At 66.5% G+C, this 16,822-nt stretch carries 14 protein-coding genes; 10 read left to right on the top strand and 4 right to left on the bottom strand.

The genetic code is table 11. From position 1 onward, the window contains the following. The first annotated feature begins 35 nt into the window (after nucleotides 1-35). The 9 genes from AC6LJW_RS06315 (at nucleotide 36) to AC6LJW_RS06355 (ending at nucleotide 9,526) form a co-directional block, all read left to right on the top strand. Complete coding sequence (locus AC6LJW_RS06315; protein ID WP_056563230.1) at nucleotides 36-1,394, top strand: TadA family conjugal transfer-associated ATPase; 1,359 nt, start codon at nucleotides 36-38, stop codon at nucleotides 1,392-1,394. Next, nucleotides 1,394-2,317 (top strand): type II secretion system F family protein, encoded by a 924-nt coding sequence (locus AC6LJW_RS06320; RefSeq protein ID WP_056563227.1) that lies wholly within the window; start codon nucleotides 1,394-1,396, stop codon nucleotides 2,315-2,317. Before AC6LJW_RS06315 ends, AC6LJW_RS06320 begins: the two co-directional genes overlap by 1 nt. A 13-nt stretch (nucleotides 2,318-2,330) precedes the next feature. After that, nucleotides 2,331-3,323, top strand: a complete 993-nt coding sequence (locus AC6LJW_RS06325) for a type II secretion system F family protein (RefSeq protein WP_427986742.1) — start codon at nucleotides 2,331-2,333, stop codon at nucleotides 3,321-3,323. Beyond that, nucleotides 3,323-4,192, top strand: coding sequence for a tetratricopeptide repeat protein (locus AC6LJW_RS06330; protein ID WP_498086788.1), 870 nt, complete (start codon nucleotides 3,323-3,325; stop codon nucleotides 4,190-4,192). Before AC6LJW_RS06325 ends, AC6LJW_RS06330 begins: the two co-directional genes overlap by 1 nt. Before the next feature lie 22 nt (nucleotides 4,193-4,214). Beyond that, complete coding sequence (locus tag AC6LJW_RS06335; protein ID WP_498086789.1) at nucleotides 4,215-4,616, top strand: DUF3613 domain-containing protein; 402 nt, start codon at nucleotides 4,215-4,217, stop codon at nucleotides 4,614-4,616. A gap of 51 nt (nucleotides 4,617-4,667) precedes the next feature. Then, nucleotides 4,668-6,761 carry a pilus assembly protein TadG-related protein gene (locus AC6LJW_RS06340; protein ID WP_498086790.1) on the top strand — a complete coding sequence of 698 codons (2,094 nt, stop codon included), beginning with the start codon at nucleotides 4,668-4,670 and terminating at the stop codon, nucleotides 6,759-6,761. 49 nt (nucleotides 6,762-6,810) lie between these two features. Beyond that, on the top strand, nucleotides 6,811-8,202 hold the full coding sequence (locus AC6LJW_RS06345; RefSeq protein WP_056563213.1) for a sigma 54-interacting transcriptional regulator: 1,392 nt from the start codon (nucleotides 6,811-6,813) through the stop codon (nucleotides 8,200-8,202). Between the two features lie 117 nt (nucleotides 8,203-8,319). Further along, nucleotides 8,320-9,024 (top strand): DUF2968 domain-containing protein, encoded by a 705-nt coding sequence (locus AC6LJW_RS06350; RefSeq protein WP_056563210.1) that lies wholly within the window; start codon nucleotides 8,320-8,322, stop codon nucleotides 9,022-9,024. A 43-nt stretch (nucleotides 9,025-9,067) separates the two neighbouring features. Continuing rightward, a complete protein-coding gene (locus tag AC6LJW_RS06355; protein WP_056563207.1) occupies nucleotides 9,068-9,526 on the top strand; it encodes a DUF1178 family protein in 459 nt (152 codons plus the stop codon). A 69-nt stretch (nucleotides 9,527-9,595) separates the two neighbouring features. On the opposite strand, the gene efp is transcribed toward AC6LJW_RS06355, so the two are convergent. From efp to AC6LJW_RS06370, 3 genes are all read right to left on the bottom strand, one after another. Further along, entirely contained in the window at nucleotides 9,596-10,156 is a 561-nt protein-coding gene (gene efp / locus AC6LJW_RS06360; protein ID WP_006225610.1) for an elongation factor P, read from the bottom strand. Nucleotides 10,157-10,283: 127 nt separating this feature from the next. Further along, nucleotides 10,284-11,396, bottom strand: coding sequence for an elongation factor P maturation arginine rhamnosyltransferase EarP (gene earP / locus AC6LJW_RS06365; RefSeq protein WP_498086791.1), 1,113 nt, complete (start codon nucleotides 11,394-11,396; stop codon nucleotides 10,284-10,286). 7 nt (nucleotides 11,397-11,403) lie between these two features. Beyond that, a complete protein-coding gene (locus AC6LJW_RS06370) occupies nucleotides 11,404-12,606 on the bottom strand; it encodes a DUF2863 family protein (RefSeq protein ID WP_056563201.1) in 1,203 nt (400 codons plus the stop codon). 256 nt (nucleotides 12,607-12,862) lie between these two features. On the opposite strand from AC6LJW_RS06370, the gene AC6LJW_RS06375 reads away from it, so the two are divergent. Next, nucleotides 12,863-13,636 carry a DODA-type extradiol aromatic ring-opening family dioxygenase gene (locus tag AC6LJW_RS06375; RefSeq protein ID WP_498086792.1) on the top strand — a complete coding sequence of 258 codons (774 nt, stop codon included), beginning with the start codon at nucleotides 12,863-12,865 and terminating at the stop codon, nucleotides 13,634-13,636. 274 nt (nucleotides 13,637-13,910) lie between these two features. On the opposite strand, the gene acnA is transcribed toward AC6LJW_RS06375, so the two are convergent. Then, on the bottom strand, nucleotides 13,911-16,616 hold the full coding sequence (acnA, locus tag AC6LJW_RS06380; protein WP_498086793.1) for an aconitate hydratase AcnA: 2,706 nt from the start codon (nucleotides 16,614-16,616) through the stop codon (nucleotides 13,911-13,913). Between the last annotated feature and the right edge of the window lie 206 nt (nucleotides 16,617-16,822).

Consider the following 16,822-nt stretch of genomic DNA (forward strand, 5'->3'; position numbering starts at 1 on the left):
GACGGATTAACAGACGCACGGTTACGGGATCCGACATGATCATGACAGCGACGATAGAGTTCGGCGGCGACGGCGACAAAGGGTTCTCGGCGTCGGACCGCTACCAGGAAGTGAAGACGGCGGCCTACGAGCACCTGCTGTCCCGCATCGAGGAACTGGGCGCGGAATTCGGCCGCTGGGCGCGCTCGGCGATCCAGGAATTCGTGGACATCGAGGTCGCCAGCTTCGTGCGGCTGCGCCGGGTCGCGATCAACGAAAGCGAAATGCGCGCCATCGCCGAAGCCCTGACCAAGGAACTGGCCGGGCTCGGCCCGCTGGAAGATCTGCTGGCCGATCCGGCCGTCGAAGACATCCTCATCAACGGCTACGACAACGTCTTCGTCTCGCGCCGCGGCGTGCTGGCCCGCGAGTCGCTGCGCTTTACCGACAACCAGCACGTGCTGCGCATCGTGCGCCGCATCTTGGCGCCCATCGGCCGCAGGCTGGACGAGTCCAGCCCGATGGTCGACGCGCGCCTGCCCGACGGCGGCCGCCTGAACGTGGTGATCGAGCCGCTGGCGGTGGACGGTCCCATGGTGTCGATCCGCAAGTTCCGGCAGGACCCGCTGAAACCGGCGGACCTGCTGACGCTGGGCACTTTTGACGAAGCGATCTACCGCCTTCTGAACGAGGCCGTGAAGAATCGCTGCAACATCCTGGTGTCCGGCGGCACCAGCTCGGGCAAGACGTCGCTGCTGAACGCGCTGGCGTTCTTCATCCCTGAGAACGAGCGCGTGGTGACGGTCGAGGACACGGCGGAGCTGTCGCTCAACCATCCGCACGTGGTGCGGCTGGAATCGCGCCAGGGCGGCTTTGACGGCAGCGGCGCAGTCACCATCCGCGAACTCATCCGCAACAGCCTGCGGATGCGGCCGGACCGCGTGGTGGTGGGCGAGGTGCGCGGCGCCGAGGTCATGGACATGCTGCAGGCCATGAACACCGGTCACGAAGGGTCGATGGCGACCATCCATGCGAACTCGCCGCGCGAATGCCTGTACCGGATCGAGATGCTGGCCGGCTTTGCCGGCTTTCAGGGCAGCGAGGACAGCCTGCGCCGGCAGATCGCCAGCGCGCTGGACTTCATCGTGCAGATCGGCCGCCTGTCCAACGGCAAGCGCCGCGTGCTGTCCGTGACCGAGATCACCGGCATGGGCGACAACGTCATCTCCACGCAGGAGCTTTACCGCCACGACCCGTTTGCGACGCCGGACGGCGAGGAACGGGACCGCTGGAACTGGCTGGGCATTCATCCCCACACGCCCAAGCTGGCCAAGTTGCGCAACGAGGCGCGCGCCAACGACAACGCGCCGGACGACCGCGATGGCGGCGGTGGCTTCTGGAGCAGGAGGCGCTGATGCAGGACGTGATGGCGCTGTTGAGCCTGGCCGCGGTGCTGGCCGTGGGGGCGGTGCTGCTGTGGCGCCACGCCGACCGCAGCGCGCGCCGGGCTGCCAGCTCCGCGTTTCTGGACAGCCAACTGGCGCGCGGCCGCGAGGAGGCGGCGGGCGACGCGCCGTTCGCCGAGAACGCGCGCGAGTTCCGCAGCGGCCATGCCGGCTGGGACCGTCTCTTGCGCCTGGCCGGCCTTCGGCAAAGCGTTGGCCTTTACCTGCGCATCGCGCTGCCTGTCGTCGCGGGCGGGGCGCTCGCCTGGACCTTTCTGGGGCCGCTGTCGGGCGCGGTGACGTTCCTGCTGCTGGCCGTGTTTGCGTACTTCCTGCTATGGCTGCGGGCGGACAAGCGCCAGCGCCGCATGATCTCGCAACTGCCGGCCTTTCTGGACAACATCGTGCGCCTGCTGACCATCGGCAACAGCATCGCCGCGGCGTTCCGGACGGCGGCCGCGGCCACCGACGAGCCGTTGCGCGAAGTGGTGGAGACTGCCGCCAGCCTCAGCAACTCAAAGGAACTGGACGCGGCGCTGGCGCACGTGTCCCGCATGTATGGCCTGAAGGAGCTGTACATGGTGGCGGCGGTTGTTTCGCTGGCGATGCGCTTTGGCGGCCGTAGCGATCAGGTGCTGGAACGCATGGCGGCCTTCATGCGCGATGTCGCCCAGGCGCGCAACGAGCTGACGGCAAGCTCGGCCGAGGTCCGGCTGTCCGCCTGGATCCTGGCGCTGCTGCCCGTGGGCGTGGCGGGCTTCATCATCGTGGCCAACAACAACCTGTTCATGGGCCTGTGGGAAGACCCGCAGGGCTTCAAGATGCTGCTGACTGCCGTCTGCCTGCAGATCGGCGGCTGCTATTGGCTGTATCGCATGGCCAAGGCCATCTGAGGGGAGGCGCCGCATGGACACCCTGCAATCCTGGAACGCGTCCACCGTGCTGGCGATGGCGCTGATGCTGGTGGCGGCAGGCCTGGTGGTGCTGGGACTGGGCATGGCGCGGCGCCTGCGCAGCCAGGACCGCAGCCGCCAGGTGGTGGATCAGGCGCTGGCCGCGCGGGAAGGTGCGGCAGCATCGGTGGCGCCGGGCGAAGAAAGACGCGGCCGGCTGGCCGCGGCCGCGCGGATGGCGGACACGTTCGGCAAGCGCCTGAGCGAGGGCCGGCTTGCCGATGCGCTGCTGGCCGCCGAAGACCGCAAGCTGGTCGACATGGCCGGCTACGCGCAGCCCGGCACCGCGCGTTCGCGCTTCGTCCTGATCCGGTTCGGCCTGGCGCTGAGCCTGCCCGTGGCCGTGGTCCTGCTGGACTGGCACAAGCAGTTGCCGCAGATGCCGCTGCGCGCGTTTGTCGCGGGATTCGTGGCGTTTGCCATCGGCTACATGCTGCCCAAGTGGATCGTGCAGCGCCGCCTGGCGCGCCGCCGCCGTCAGGCCGCCGACGAGCTGCCCTTGCTGATCGATCTGCTGCGTCTCTTGCAGGGCGTGGGTTTGTCGATCGACCAGAGCTTGCAGGTGTTGATCAAGGAGTTCGGCCAGGTGCTGCCCGTGCTGGCTTTGGAGTTGCGGCTGGCGTCGGAACTGTATGTGCGCGGCCGCACGCGCGAACAATCGCTGGCCCGCATGGCCACGGGCTTTGACAACGACGACCTGTCCGCGATCTGCCGACTGATCGCGCAGGTGGATCAGCACGGGGGCGCTGTGCAAGAGCCGCTGAACCGCTTTGGCGAACGCCTGCGGGACAAGCGGCGCCTGGAGTTGAAGGAGAAGGTGGGCAAGACCACGGTCAAGATGACCGGCGTCATGATCGTGACGCTGCTGCCTGCCCTGTTGATCGTGACGGGCGGCGCGGGGTTTATCGCGGTGTTGCGCGGCTTGTCGCGCATGGGAGGGATGTGATGGACGGCAGAATCGAAAGACGGTCGGGCGCGGCGCGCTGCGGGTTTGCGGTCACGGTACTGGTGATCGCCGCGGGCCTTGCCGGATGCCAGACCAACAAGGCGGAATCCGCCTGGCAACTGATCCAGCAACAGCAGCAGGAACAGGCGCTGATGCGGCAGCAGGAGGACGAAGCCGAGAACAAGCGGCGGCCCAAGGAGCCGGAGCTGATGCTGTCCCTGATCGTCGAGGCGCAACGCCAGGACCGGTATTTCGCCTCGCTGGCGTACATCGACGGCTTTCAACAGAAGTTCGGCAATGATCCGCGCGTGGCCGTCCTGCGCGCCGAAGCCCTGCGCCAGACCGGACAGACCGCGTTGAGCGAAGAGGCCTATCGCGCGCTGACCACCACCGATCAGGCGGCCGAGGGCTGGCATGGCCTGGGCCTCATCGCCGGCGCGCGCGGGCAGTTCGACCAGGCGGCAGATTACCTGGGGCGGGCGGCCCGGCAGTCGCCCATGGACGCGCGGATTCTTGGCGACCTGGGCTATGCGCGGCTGCGCGCGGGCGATCCGGCGGGCGCGCGGGTGCCACTGGGGCAGGCGGCAGAATTGACGCCGGATAGCGGCAAGGTGCTGGCGAACCTGGCGGTGTTGCTGTTGGTGGAGGGCGATGCGGTGCGCGCGCAGCAGGTAATGGAGCGCGCGCAACTGGGCGAGGAAGCGCGCGGACAGGTGCTGCGCCTGGCCGGCGAGATTCGCGGCCAGTTGGCGCCGGCGCCGGGTGCGTCTGCCGCATCAGCCACCCGGGTCTCCAGCGGCGAGCAGGTTGTGTTGCCGAGGATGAGCCCGCTGATGGAAGGGCTGGGCAATGGTCCCATCGTGCGTTAACCCAATGTTCTGGAAATCCGTCATGACCCGTCCCATATCGCACGCACTTTTGATTCTGGCCTGCGCCGCGATGGCGCCTACCGCTGGACACGCACAAACGAACGCGCCGCTGACGGGCGGCATGTCCGCCGCGCCGGCCGTCATGCCGGACCGGCCGGTGGTGCAGCAGGTGCAGACGCCGCTGCCGGCGGCGCCGGCGGCAACGACAGCACCCGCGGCGCCGTCGGCCCCCGCCACGCCGGAGGCCTTCGGCGATGTGACCCGGGGGCTGCTCGCCGCGCAGGCTGACGGCCGCCGGGCGGGCAATGCCTTGCCGGTGTTGGGCCAGGTCTCCACGGCCGCGTGGAATCGTTATGTGGAGAGTTTCAAGCAGCCCATTCCCGTGTGGTTCGACCGGAACGTGGAAATCCCCAACGTCCAATAGGTTTCCCGCGCGGGTCGCTCCCGCCGCATGCCAAGACGGAGTCGCAAGCGCATGTCAGCCGGCCATCCTCGTCCCATCCCGCCGCCGCGGCAACGCGGCAGCATGACCGTTGCCGCGGTGTTCGCGGTGCTGGTGGCGGCCGTGTTGCTGGGCGTGCTGCAGCTGGGTTACGGCGCTTACATGAAGCGCGAGATGCAGAAGGCGGCGGATCTGGCGGCGCTGTCGGCGGTGCAGGTGCTGAATCTGGGCGCCAGCGCGGACTGCACGCGTGCCGCCGCTGCGGGCCGCGCGTCCGCGCTGGCCAATCTGCCGAACATTCTGGACGCCTTCACGGCCGCCGACCTGACGGTGGAATGCAAGGTGTGGGATCCGGCGCGGTCCGACGCCAGCGGCATGCACGTGTTCGACGCGGCGGGCGGGCAGGCGTACAACGCAGTGCGGGTCGCGGTGCGCAAGCAGCTGGCCAATCTGGTCCCCGGTGTGGGCGGCGTCACGGCGTCGGCCGCGGCGGTGGCGACGCGAACCCCGCCGGTGGCCGCCTTCACGGTGGGATCGCGCCTTCTGCGGCTGGAGCGCGGTGGCCTGCTGTCGCAACTGCTCGCCACGGCGGGCGCCTCGCCGTCGCAGTTGGATGTGCTGGATGCCGCGGGGCTGGCCAGCGTCAACATCACGCCGGCCGGCCTGCTGGAAGCGCTGGGCCTGCCGCTGTCGGCCGCCGCCGGCGTCGGCACGCCCGAGCAACTGGCCGCGCTCAATACCCTGACGCTGGGCCAGTTGCTGAATGCGACGCTCAGCGTGATCGACAAGCAGGCCACGGCCAGCGCCGACGTGGCGCTGCTGCGCAACGCCATCAACACCGTCCTTGCCGTGATGCCGCTGAATCTGCCCGTGAAACTGCTGGGCGACGGCGGCGTGCTGGATCTGCACGTCGGGGGCGGCGACGCCAGCGCCGCATTGCAGGCCGACGTGAATGCGCTGAACATTCTTGAAACCGCGCTCGTCATCGCCAACGGCAGCAACCTGATCAACCTGGGATTGAGCGTGCCGCTGCTGGGCCTGGACGCGCGCGTGCGCATCGTCGAGCCGCCTTCCGTAGGCGTGGGCGGCGTGGGCACGCAGGCGATCAGCGCCGGCATCCGCGTCTATCTGCGCGTCAACACCACCAACATCCCGCTGGTCGGCCCCTTGCTGGCCAACACGCTGAACACCAAGGTGGACCTGCCCATCATCATCGACGTGGCGCAATCGACAGGCACGCTGCGCAAGCTGTGCGAGGCGCCGCTGCAGGAGAACCAGGCGGTGATCGACGTGACGTCGGCCGCGGCCAGTGTCTGCCTGGGACGCTTTCCCGGCATGACGTCAGCCACCGACAGCAGCGCGGCAAACTTCCAGTCGCTCACCAATCGCTGCGAACCCGGCGCGTTCGCGGCAATCGGGCGCCATCAGGTCTTGAACGTGTTGGGCATCCTGCCGCTGACGGCGCGCGTGACGCTGCCGGTGTTCAGCTCGGCGGCGCCCGTTCCGGTCACGCTGACCGAGCCGCCGTCGCCCAACGCCACGGCCACCGTCAATGCCACCAGCGTGAACCTGTCCAAGCTGGCCGCCAACCTCACGGACGCGCTGATCGGCGGCATCCTGGGCGACCTCTTCAACAGTGGCACGCCATTGACCGAGACGCAGCGCAAGGACCTGGCGACCCAGTTGGTGGGAGGCGACAAGAACAACGCGGGCAAGACGATCTCCAAAGTGGTCAACGACATGCAGTGGTCCAAGACCGCGATGGACCAGCTGGGTGCGCGCTTGACCACCGGCGGCCTGACCGGGGTGCTCGGCGGGACGCTGCAATTGGTGGGCGGCATCCTGAACTCGCTGCTGCTGGCCCCGCTCAGCGACGTGACCTGCTCCCTGGCGCTGGTGCCGGATGCGATCCGGCAGTGCCGGGTGAACGCCGTCGGCACGCTTGCCCTGAACGGCAGCGGCCAGGTCGGCGGCGTGCTATCTGTCGTCATGGTGCTGCTGGACCCCTTGCTCAGTTCGCTGTCCGTGGTGCTGCAGCAATTGCTCGACGTGCTGGGCCTGAGCGTGGGCCAGACCGACGTCGCCCTGATATCCGTGGATTGCGGCAAGCCCCGCCTGGTGTACTGATGACAACGCTCCTGACTTCCTTTTCCTTCCCTCCCGCGAGGGCCAAGCGATGAGCGAGAATTTCGCGCGCGAAGAGTTCGACGTGTACGTCTGGGAGGGCGCCTCCGACATCGCCAGCCGCGCCGAGCGCTGCCTGGCGGGCATGGACGTGTCGCTGGTGCGGGCTGATGCCGGCACGGCGTTCCCGCCGCCGCGCGATGCGTCCCGGCGCGCGGTGGCGCTGGTGTCCGTGTCCGTGATGGGCGACAAGCGCTTCGGCGGCTACGACTGGCTGGCGGCGCAAGGCATGCCCGTCATCTGGGTGGCTGCAGAAGCGCGCGGACGCGATCCGCGCTTTTACCCGCCGGAATACTCCTACACGCTGCCGCTGTCCTTCACCAGCGCGGACCTGCGCAAGCTGCTGATGGAACTGCTGGGCACGCTGAACCAGCTGGACCGCGCGGCGCCCCGGCGCGAGCAGCCGCTGATCGCCGTGTCCGAGGCCATGCAGGACCTGCTGGCGGAAGCCGAGGTTTACGCGGACTGCCGCAGCAACGTGCTGATCCATGGCGAAACCGGCGTGGGCAAGGAGCGCATTGCGCGTCTGCTGCATGACGAGGCCGCGTGGAGCGTGGGTCCGTTCGTGGCGGTCAATTGCGGCGCCATTCCCGAAGGGCTCTTCGAAGCCCATTTCTTCGGCCACGCGAAGGGCGCGTTCACCGGTGCGATCGGCGCGCACAAAGGCTATTTCGAGCAGGCCCACGGCGGCACGCTGTTCCTGGACGAGATCGGCGATCTGCCGCTGTACCAGCAGGTCAAGCTGCTGCGGGTGTTGGAGCAGAACACGGTGACGCGGCTGGGTTCGACGGCGGAAGTGCCGGTGGACTTCCGTCTGGTCGCCGCCACCAACAAGGATCTGCGGATGCTGGTGGGGCAGGGCGAATTCCGCGCGGATCTGTATTACCGGCTGGCGGTCATCGAGCTGCGCATCCCCAATCTGGAGCAGCGCGGTCCTCACGAGAAGGCGGCGATCTTTCGCGCCTTGCTGTTAAGCCAGGGCGTGCAGGACGAGCCGCCGCCGTGGCTGCTGGACCGGGTGGCGCGCACGCGCTACGAGGGCAACGTGCGCGAACTGTCCAACGTGGCCGAGCGCGTGGCCATCGTGCGGCGGCAGTTCCAGGGCTGGGACCAGCCGCGCATCGGGCGCATCTTCGATCAATTGGGCGAGCCGCTGCGGCCATCCGGCACGGCGGCCGCGCGGTTCGATCCTGCCAACTTCACCGATGCCGAGCGCGCCGAACGCGAACGCGTGCTGGCGGCGCTGGACGCCAATGGCTGGCGCCGGCAGGACACCGCGCACACGCTGGGCATCAGCCGCAAGGTGCTATGGGAAAAAATGCGCAAGCTGCACCTGGGCGCTGGCCAGAACGAATCCGCCGACGGCCTTGCCGAGACGATATGAACCCGCAATAGGGAATGGCCCGTATGCGGCCACAGTTTCGAAGCCGAATCAGACGAGAGTTCCGCTGTCGGCAGAAATAAATTGATATAGTTCCGCAACCATTTTTCTGGGGTAAACATGAACGTCCAATTTATCCGTGGCGCCGCCCGCATGGCGTTGTTGGGCTCGGCCCTGTCGGCTCTGGCCGCTTGCGCCAGCGCGCAGCCGGAACCGCCCCGGCCCACGGTTAAACAGGTCGAGGACACGCAGGCGGCATCGACGCCCGTGACTCCCCCGGCGCCGCAGCCGGCCGCGCGTCCGGCCTCCACGGTGTCAGAGCTGCAAGGCCTGATCCAGAACCGCCAGGTGTCGGAACTGCGCACGGCCTATAACGGCACCTATGGCGCCAGCCTGCTGTTCAAGCCGGACGATCTGACTTACTACGTCGCGCTGTTCCAGCAGAAGGATTTCTGGCGCGTGGTCAAGACCAAGTCCGACAAGCAGGCCGAAGCCACGTACCGCGCGTTCGTCACCCAATCCGCCGAGCTGGCCGAGGTGGACATCAAGCGCATCAAGATGCAGGCCGAAAACGCGCACGCCGAAAAGCTGCTGGCCAGCCGCAGCGCCGAGCTGAGCGCGCTGCAGGCTGACCGCACCGTGCGTCTGCAACAGGAAGAGCAGGTCGCGGCCCGTCAGCAGCAATCGCGCGAGGAAGCCACGGCGCTGGCCGGCCAGCAAAAGGACGTTCGCCAGCAACTGCGCGATCTGCAGCGCCAGATCGACGCCCTGCAGGCGCAACAGGCGCAGGTCGGCAGCCCTGCGGCGCAAACCCGGGCCAAGTAGCGCGCCTTCTTGTACTCTGGGCGTTGCACCCCATATAGACGCCATGGCTCTGAAAGTTTTTGACCTCCAGTGCGACCACGACCACATCTTTGAAGGGTGGTTCGGGTCGCACGATGACTACGACGCGCAGCAAGCGCGTGGCCTCGTCACGTGTCCGGTCTGCGGGTCGGCCACCATCACCAAGCGCCTTTCCGCGCCCCGTCTGAATGTCGCCCACCTGCACGCGCCCGCGGCCCAGCCGCTCGTGCCGGCCGGCGCGTCCGACGCTGAAAAGATGGCGGCCCTGCAGGCCGCCGTCATGCGCCAGGTGCGCGCGCTGGTTCGCAGCACCGAAAACGTCGGCCCCCGCTTCGCCGAAGAAGCGCGCCGCATCCACGAGGGCGACGCCGACGACCGCCCCATCCGCGGCACCGCCACGGTAGAAGAACGCGAAGCCCTGGCCGAAGACGGCATAGACGTGATGGCCGTGCCGGATTTTCTGGACGACGAACGGCTGCAATAGGGCGCTGACCTGCTCAGCGCCAAAAAAAAGCCAGACCGAAAGGTCTGGCTTTTTTTGCGCTGGGCCGGATCAGTTGTTGACGCGGCTGCGGTATTCGTTGGTGCGGGTGTCGATTTCGATCTTGTCGCCGATGGCGCAGAACAGCGGCACGTTCAGTTCGTAGCCGGTGTTGATCTTGGCCGGCTTGGTCACCTTGCCCGAGGTATCGCCACGGACGGCGGGTTCGGTGTAGGTGATTTCGCGCACGAGCGTGGTGGGCAGTTCAACCGAGATGGCGCGGCCGTCGTAGAAGACCACTTCCACGGGCATCGCTTCTTCCAGGTAGTTCAGGGCGTCGCCCATGCTTTCGGCTTCGATTTCGTACTGGTTGTACTCTTCGTCCATGAAGACGTACATCGGGTCGCCGAAGTAGGAATAGGTGCATTCCTTGCGATCCAGCTGAACAACTTCGAACTTTTCGTCTGCCTTGTAGACCGATTCGCTGGCCGAGGCGGTCAGCAGGTTCTTGAACTTCAGCTTGACGACGGCGGCGTTACGGCCCGACTTGTTGTATTCGGCCTTCTGGACCACGAGGGGATCCTTGCCGACCATGACCACGTTGCCGACTCGCAATTCCTGAGCGGTTTTCATCGATAAAACTCCGGGGGTGATGGGTGCACTCGCCGTGCTTGCATAAGCCGCGTGAGGCTTTGCACACCCCGGGAGGCGTCATAGTTGAGGCCCGACAGATTCAGGGCGACTCAGAAAACTCTCTATTCTAGCGTTTCTTGGCCAACTCTGCGCAAAACGCCGCCAGATTTTCGGCCAAACCCGGCAGGGCGGACTGGCTGGCATTCCATTCGCGCGCGGCATTGGACCACGCCAGCCAGGCGTCGGGCGCCAGCGCAGCGGCGACGGCCGGGGCCGTGCGGCCAGGCTCCGGCCCATTCCACGCGCGGATCATCGCGTGAGCCGTTTCCGGGGCCGGATAGCGCGCCAGCCAGGCCTCCAGCTTTTCGAGGTGGATGTTTTCGTCTTGCGGGTAGATCTGCCAGACCAGCGGGCGGGCGGCCCAGGCGGCGCGCACGAAGGAATCTTCGCCGCGCACGAAATTGAGGTCCGCGCACCACAGCAGTCGGTCGTAGTCGGGCTGAGCCAGAAAGGGCAGCCGGACGATACGGGGCGCGTTGGCGCCCTGGTAGGCCGCTTCCAGCCCGGGCGCCACGCCCTGCGGCACCAGAAGCAGGGTAGGGCGCACATCGGCCGCCAGTGCCTGCGCCAGTTCCGCCACCGGGGCCGACGGATAGCAAAACAGGGACACGGTACGGGCGCCGGCGCGCCGCAGCGCCAGCGCATCGTCCGGCACGCCGGCCGAGCGCAGGAAGGCGTCCTGCATGTCTGCCGAGCCCTGCAGCGCCTCGCGCTCCGCGGTCAGGGCCGGTTCGCGCAGCAGGCCACCCGTGGCTGGCGTGAAGCCCGGGAAGAAAAAGTGCTTCACCAGGCCGTCGGGCCGCTGCGACGGCAGCCCGTGGCAGCTTTCGACCCACGCTTCGGCGCTCAGGTATTCCAGGTTGATCCAGACGGGGTGGCTGCGTCGCATCGATGCGACGAAGACTTCAGGCGGATCGCACGCGAACGCTTCGATCACGACGTCGCGAGCCTGCAGCGCGGCGTCTGGCGCGTCGGACCAGTGCACCACGTCCACGCTCGCCAGCCGCTGGCGCGCCGTGTCCGTCGCGATGCCGGGCTGGATGTGCGCGAAGCTGGCCAGGTCATCAACCCACAGGCGGACATCCCAGTGGAAATCGCGCGCGAGCTGGCGCGCCAGGCGCCAGCAGACGCCGATGTCGCCGTAGTTGTCGACGACCCGGCAGAAGATGTCCGCTTGCATGGCAGGCCTAGTGGAACTGCGCGGGGGCGGCCTCGGCGTCCTCGGGCAGTTCGGCATGCACCAGTTCGCCCAAGGGGTTGGGGAAGTACGGCGCGCCGCAGTCCTCGCAGTATTCGGGCGGCAGCACGCCGGGAATGCGGCGCACGTCGGTGACCCCGAATTCCTTCAGCAGCGCGGCGATCTCGTCGACCACGTCGGGCTGGCCCTCGTCCATGACCAGGTCTTCCTCGCGGCCGTAGAGCGGCCAGACGCAGCCGTAGTACACGTCGTTGCTGCTACGCGCGGTGAAGCCGATGCGGTATTCGTCGATGCGGCCTTCGCCGCAGCCCGCCACCACGGCCCGCAGTTGCGAAGCCTCAAGGTTGACGGCGCCTTCCAGCCAACTGACCGCCGCGCGCAGCGACAGCGGGCGCACCTGGCGGTCGGCTTCGCGGTTGCTGACGTAGTAGGCGTCGGGCAGCAGGGCCTCGAAACCGCACCCCGGCAGCAGGGTGGCCAGCGTGGGCTGCGCTTGCGCGATCCACTGCGCCAGGCAGGCGTCGCGGCTGGCGTCGGCATCGCCCAGGTTTTCCTGCCAGCGGAAGATCGGCTCACCCTCGGGCACGGCGACCGCGCCAACGATGTACCGCGTGTCGGCCAGCATGTTCGCGGTTTCGGTGTCTGTGTTCAGCGCCGGTTTGGTGGTTTCAGCGCCCAGCGCCTGCGATCCCAGGCGTTGCAGCCACTGCCAGGTCTCGGAGAATGTGCGCGGCATCTGGTCCACGCTGACCATGAGGGGCATCAGCGTGGTGCGCGCGTTGCTGGACAGGACATGCCCGTGAAGCTGCGCCAGCAGGGCTTGCTGCGCGCTGGCGGAAATGGGGCCGGTGGGGATCGCATAGCGAGTCCAGGCGACGATGGGCGCGACGATCAGCAGGATGTCGTAGCGGACGCCGTTTTTCTCGATCTTCATCGATTCGGACAGGGTTTCAGCCTGTTCGATCAGAACCTCGTAGGCGCCCACGTCGCTTTGGGCAAGGTGGTCCAGCGCCGCTTCGAGCGGGGCGTCCTGGCCAGCCTTGAGCAGCTTCGGGATCGCTTCGCCAAGCTGGGTCTCCCAAAAGACGTCTTCGACGCGGCTGCCCGAGCGGTTCAGCGCCTGGGCAAGCGCGACCAGCCGGGTAGCGTCACGGGTCATGCGGGGAGCGGATTGGCTGCGGGATCGGGCCATAACTTCGGGGAGCGTCCATTCAGTGTGTAACGACGTAGTTTAACGCCCGGCACCCTTGGCGGGGTGACGGCGCATTGCGCCGGCCTGCCGGGTCCCGCACCCGGGCGGCATCGTGCGTGTCCACGGCAGGCGCGAAAAGCTCGCCAGACCAGAATTGATGCTTATTGGGCAACAGATTATCCCAATGCCGGGGGTTTATTGCTGGTTTGAATCGGCTGACAATGGCGGCATCGTTATTGTTTCTGGAGGCACAGCCATGCGTTGGCCTACGCTTTTTGTTTCCCACGGTTCCCCCATGCTGGCCGTCGAGCCGGGCCGCACCGGCCCCGCGCTGGCGGACTGGAGCGCCGCGCAGGGCCGAAAGCCGCGCGGCATCCTGGTGGTGTCGCCGCATTGGATGGGCGAGGGACTGGCGCTCTCGACGCGCGACCAGCAGGTCGCCTGGCACGACTTCGGCGGTTTTCCGCCGGAGCTCTACACCCTGCAGTACGCCGCGCCCGGATCGCCGGAACTGGCCGCGCGCGTGCAGGCGCTGCTGGCGGAATCGGGCATCGCCGCCGACCGCGATCCTCGCCGTCCGCTGGACCACGGGGCCTGGGTCCCGCTGCGCTACCTGTACCCGGACGTGGATGTGCCGGTCGTGCAACTGTCACTGGACATGGGGCGCGACGCGGCCGGGCAAATGGAACTGGGCCGCGCGCTGGCGCGCCTGCGCGACGAAGACATCCTGATCATCGGCTCGGGGTCGCTGACGCACAACCTGCGCCACGTCCGCATGCCGCAGAACGCGCCGGCCGCCGACTACGTGCCGGGCTTCCAGGCGTGGTACGCGGACAAACTGGCGCAGCATGACGTACCCGCGTTGCTGGACTGGCAGGCGCAGGCGCCCGGCGCGATGCAGGCGCATCCGCACGATGACCATTTGATGCCGCTGTACGTCGCGTTGGGGGCGGGCGGGACGAGCGCGCGGCGGTTGAACGACGAGGTGTCTTACGCGGCGCTGGCGATGGACGCATATCAGTTCGATTGAAGCCATTTGAATTACCAGGTGTCTGACACCCGCTGAGACACTGCGGCAAGCCGAAGATAATCTCTGGAGGGTGTCAGACACCTGCTAATTTTGAATGTCCGACACCCGCCGAGACACTGCAGCAAGCCGAAGATCATCTTTGGAGGGTGTCAGACACCTGCTAATTTTGAAAGGTGTCAGACACCTGCTAATTTGACACCCCCGCCGCAAATGAAAAAACGCCCCGGAACCGAAAGGTCCCGGGGCGTTCCTATTACGCTTCAAGCGTTGCCGATCAGGCCGCCAAAAGCTGGCGCAATACGAACGGCAGGATCCCGCCGTGCTGGTAGTAATCGACCTCGATCGGCGTGTCGATACGCAGCAGCACGGTCACTTCCTGCTTCGAACCGTCCTTGCGCGTGATCGTCAGCGTCACGTCCTGCATCGGCTTGATGCCGTTTTCCAGGCCGGAGATGTCGTACGTTTCTTCGCCGGTGATGCCCAGCGACTGCACGCTGTCGTCGCCCTTGAACTGCAGGGGCAGCACGCCCATGCCCACCAGGTTGCTGCGGTGGATGCGCTCGAAGCTGCGGGTGATGACCGCCTTGACGCCGAGCAGTTGGGTACCCTTGGCGGCCCAGTCGCGCGACGAGCCGGTGCCGTATTCTTCGCCGCCGAACACCACGGTGGGCGTGCCGGCCGCGACGTACTTCATGGCGGCATCGTAGATCGACATCTGTTCGCCGGTGGGCTGGAACAGGGTTTCGCCGCCTTCGAAGCGGCTGCCGTCCGGCAGCGCGGGAATCATGAGGTTCTTGATGCGCACGTTGGCGAACGTGCCGCGCATCATGATTTCATGGTTGCCGCGGCGCGAGCCGTAGCTGTTGAAGTCGGCTTTCATGACGCCGTTTTCCTTCAGCCACTTGCCCGCGGGCGAGCTTTCCTTGATGGAGCCGGCCGGCGAGATGTGGTCGGTCGTGACCGAGTCGCCGAACACGCCCAGCGCGCGCGCGCCTTTGACCGTGGGCATTGCGCCCGGCGTCATGCCGAAGCCTTCGAAGAAGGGCGGTTCGGCAATGTACGTGGAGTCGGGCCAGTTGTAGGTGTCGCCCGTGACGCCCTTGATGTTTTCCCACAGCTTGCCGGGGTTGGTCTTGACTTGGCCGTAGTTGGCTTCGAAGGCATCCGGGTCCAGCGCGTACTTGAGCAACGCGTCGATTTCCTCGGTGGTCGGCCAGATGTTGCCCAGCCACACGTCGCCGTTCTTGCCGCGGCCCACGGGCTCGGTCATCAGATCGCGCGTCACGGTGCCGGCCAGCGCATAGGCCACGACCAGCGGAGGCGAGGCCAGGAAGTTGGCTTTGATGTTCGGGTGGATGCGCGCCTCGAAGTTGCGGTTGCCCGAGAGCACGGCCGAACACACCAGGTCGTTGCTGGTGATGGCTTCGTTCAGGTCCGGCGTCAGGTCGCCGGCGTTGCCGATGCAGGTCGTGCAGCCGTAGGCGGCCACGTCAAAGCCCAGCTTCTCCAGGTACGGCAACAGGCCCGTCTTGGTCAGGTATTCAGTGACCACGCGCGATCCGGGGGCCAGCGAGGTCTTGATGTGCTTGGGCACCGTCAGGCCGGCTTCTACGGCCTTCTTGGCCAAGAGGCCCGCCGCCAGTAGCACGCTGGGGTTGGACGTGTTGGTGCAGGACGTGATGGCGGCGATCAGGATGTCGCCGTTCTTGATCTTGGTGCCGGTGCTGGTGGTGAAGGTCTGATCCAGCTTTTCGGCGGGCTGGTTGAAGCCGTTTTCGGCGACGGGCTTGGAGAACAGGTCGATGAACGTGTTCTTGACGTTGCCGATCTCGATGCGGTCCTGCGGACGCTTCGGGCCGGCCAGCGATGGCGCGACGGTGGACAGGTCCAGCGTCAGCAGCTTGGTGAAGTTGATGTCCTGGGAAGCCGGGACGCCGAACATCTTCTGCGCCTTGAAATAGGCCTCGAAGGCGGCGATTTCGTCTTCGGTGCGGCCGGTGCCGCGGAAGTAGTCGATGGTGCGTTCGTCGACCGGGAAGAAACCCATGGTGGCGCCGTACTCGGGCGCCATGTTGCCGATGGTGGCGCGTTCGGCCACGGTCAGGCTGGCGGTGCCTTCGCCGCAGAATTCGACGAACTTGCCCACCACTTTTTCACGGCGCAGCATTTCGGTGATGGTCAGCACCAGGTCGGTGGCGGTGACGCCGCCGCGCAACTGGCCCTTGAGCTCGACGCCCACCACGTCCGGCGTCAGGAAGTACACGGGCTGGCCCAGCATGCCGGCTTCTGCTTCGATGCCGCCCACGCCCCAGCCGACCACGCCGATGCCGTTGATCATGGTGGTGTGGCTGTCGGTGCCCACCAGCGAGTCGGGGTAGTAGACGTTGTTCTTCTTGTCCTGGTGCACGCCGCGCGCCAGGTATTCCAGGTTGACCTGGTGGACGATGCCAAAGCCCGGGGGCACGACGCCGAAGGTGTCGAACGCCTGCATGCCCCACTTCATGAACTGGTAGCGCTCTTGGTTGCGCTTGAATTCCAGCTTCATGTTCAGGTCCAGCGCGTTCTTTGTGCCGAAGTAATCGATCATGACCGAGTGGTCCACCACCAGGTCCACCGGCACCAGGGGTTCGATGCTCTTGGGGCTCTTGCCCATCTTGTCGGCAACCGAGCGCATGGCCGCGATGTCGGCCAGCAGCGGCACGCCGGTGAAGTCCTGCAGCACAACCCGGGCGACCACAAAGGGAATCTCATCTTCGCGCTTGGCGTTGGCCTGCCAGTTGGCCAGCTGCCGGACGTGTTCTTCAGTGACTTTCTTGCCGTCGCAGTTACGCAGCACGGATTCCAGCACGATGCGGATGGAGACCGGCAGCCGCTGCACATCGATGCCGAGCGATTTGCCCAGCGCCGGCAGCGAGTAGAACTGACAGGACTTGTTGCCGATCTTGAAATTCTTGAGTGTGTCTAGGGTGTTGTGCGGCATGATGGACTCCGTGGTTTTGCCCAGGCTGAAGGCGGCATTTTCAGGCGTTTCGGCAGGTTTGTCATTGTCTCTTGGACAAGTTTGCCGAGGGTCTATATCTTGGTTTATGTCTTATATCTTATATAAGACTTGAGCGATGCGTCAAAGTTCCGGCCCCTGACACGCCAGACCGGTTCGAATTCGGCGAAACCCTTACTGTGGCGGAC

The sequence above is a fragment of the Achromobacter sp. 1012554356 genome (genome assembly GCF_059760815.1).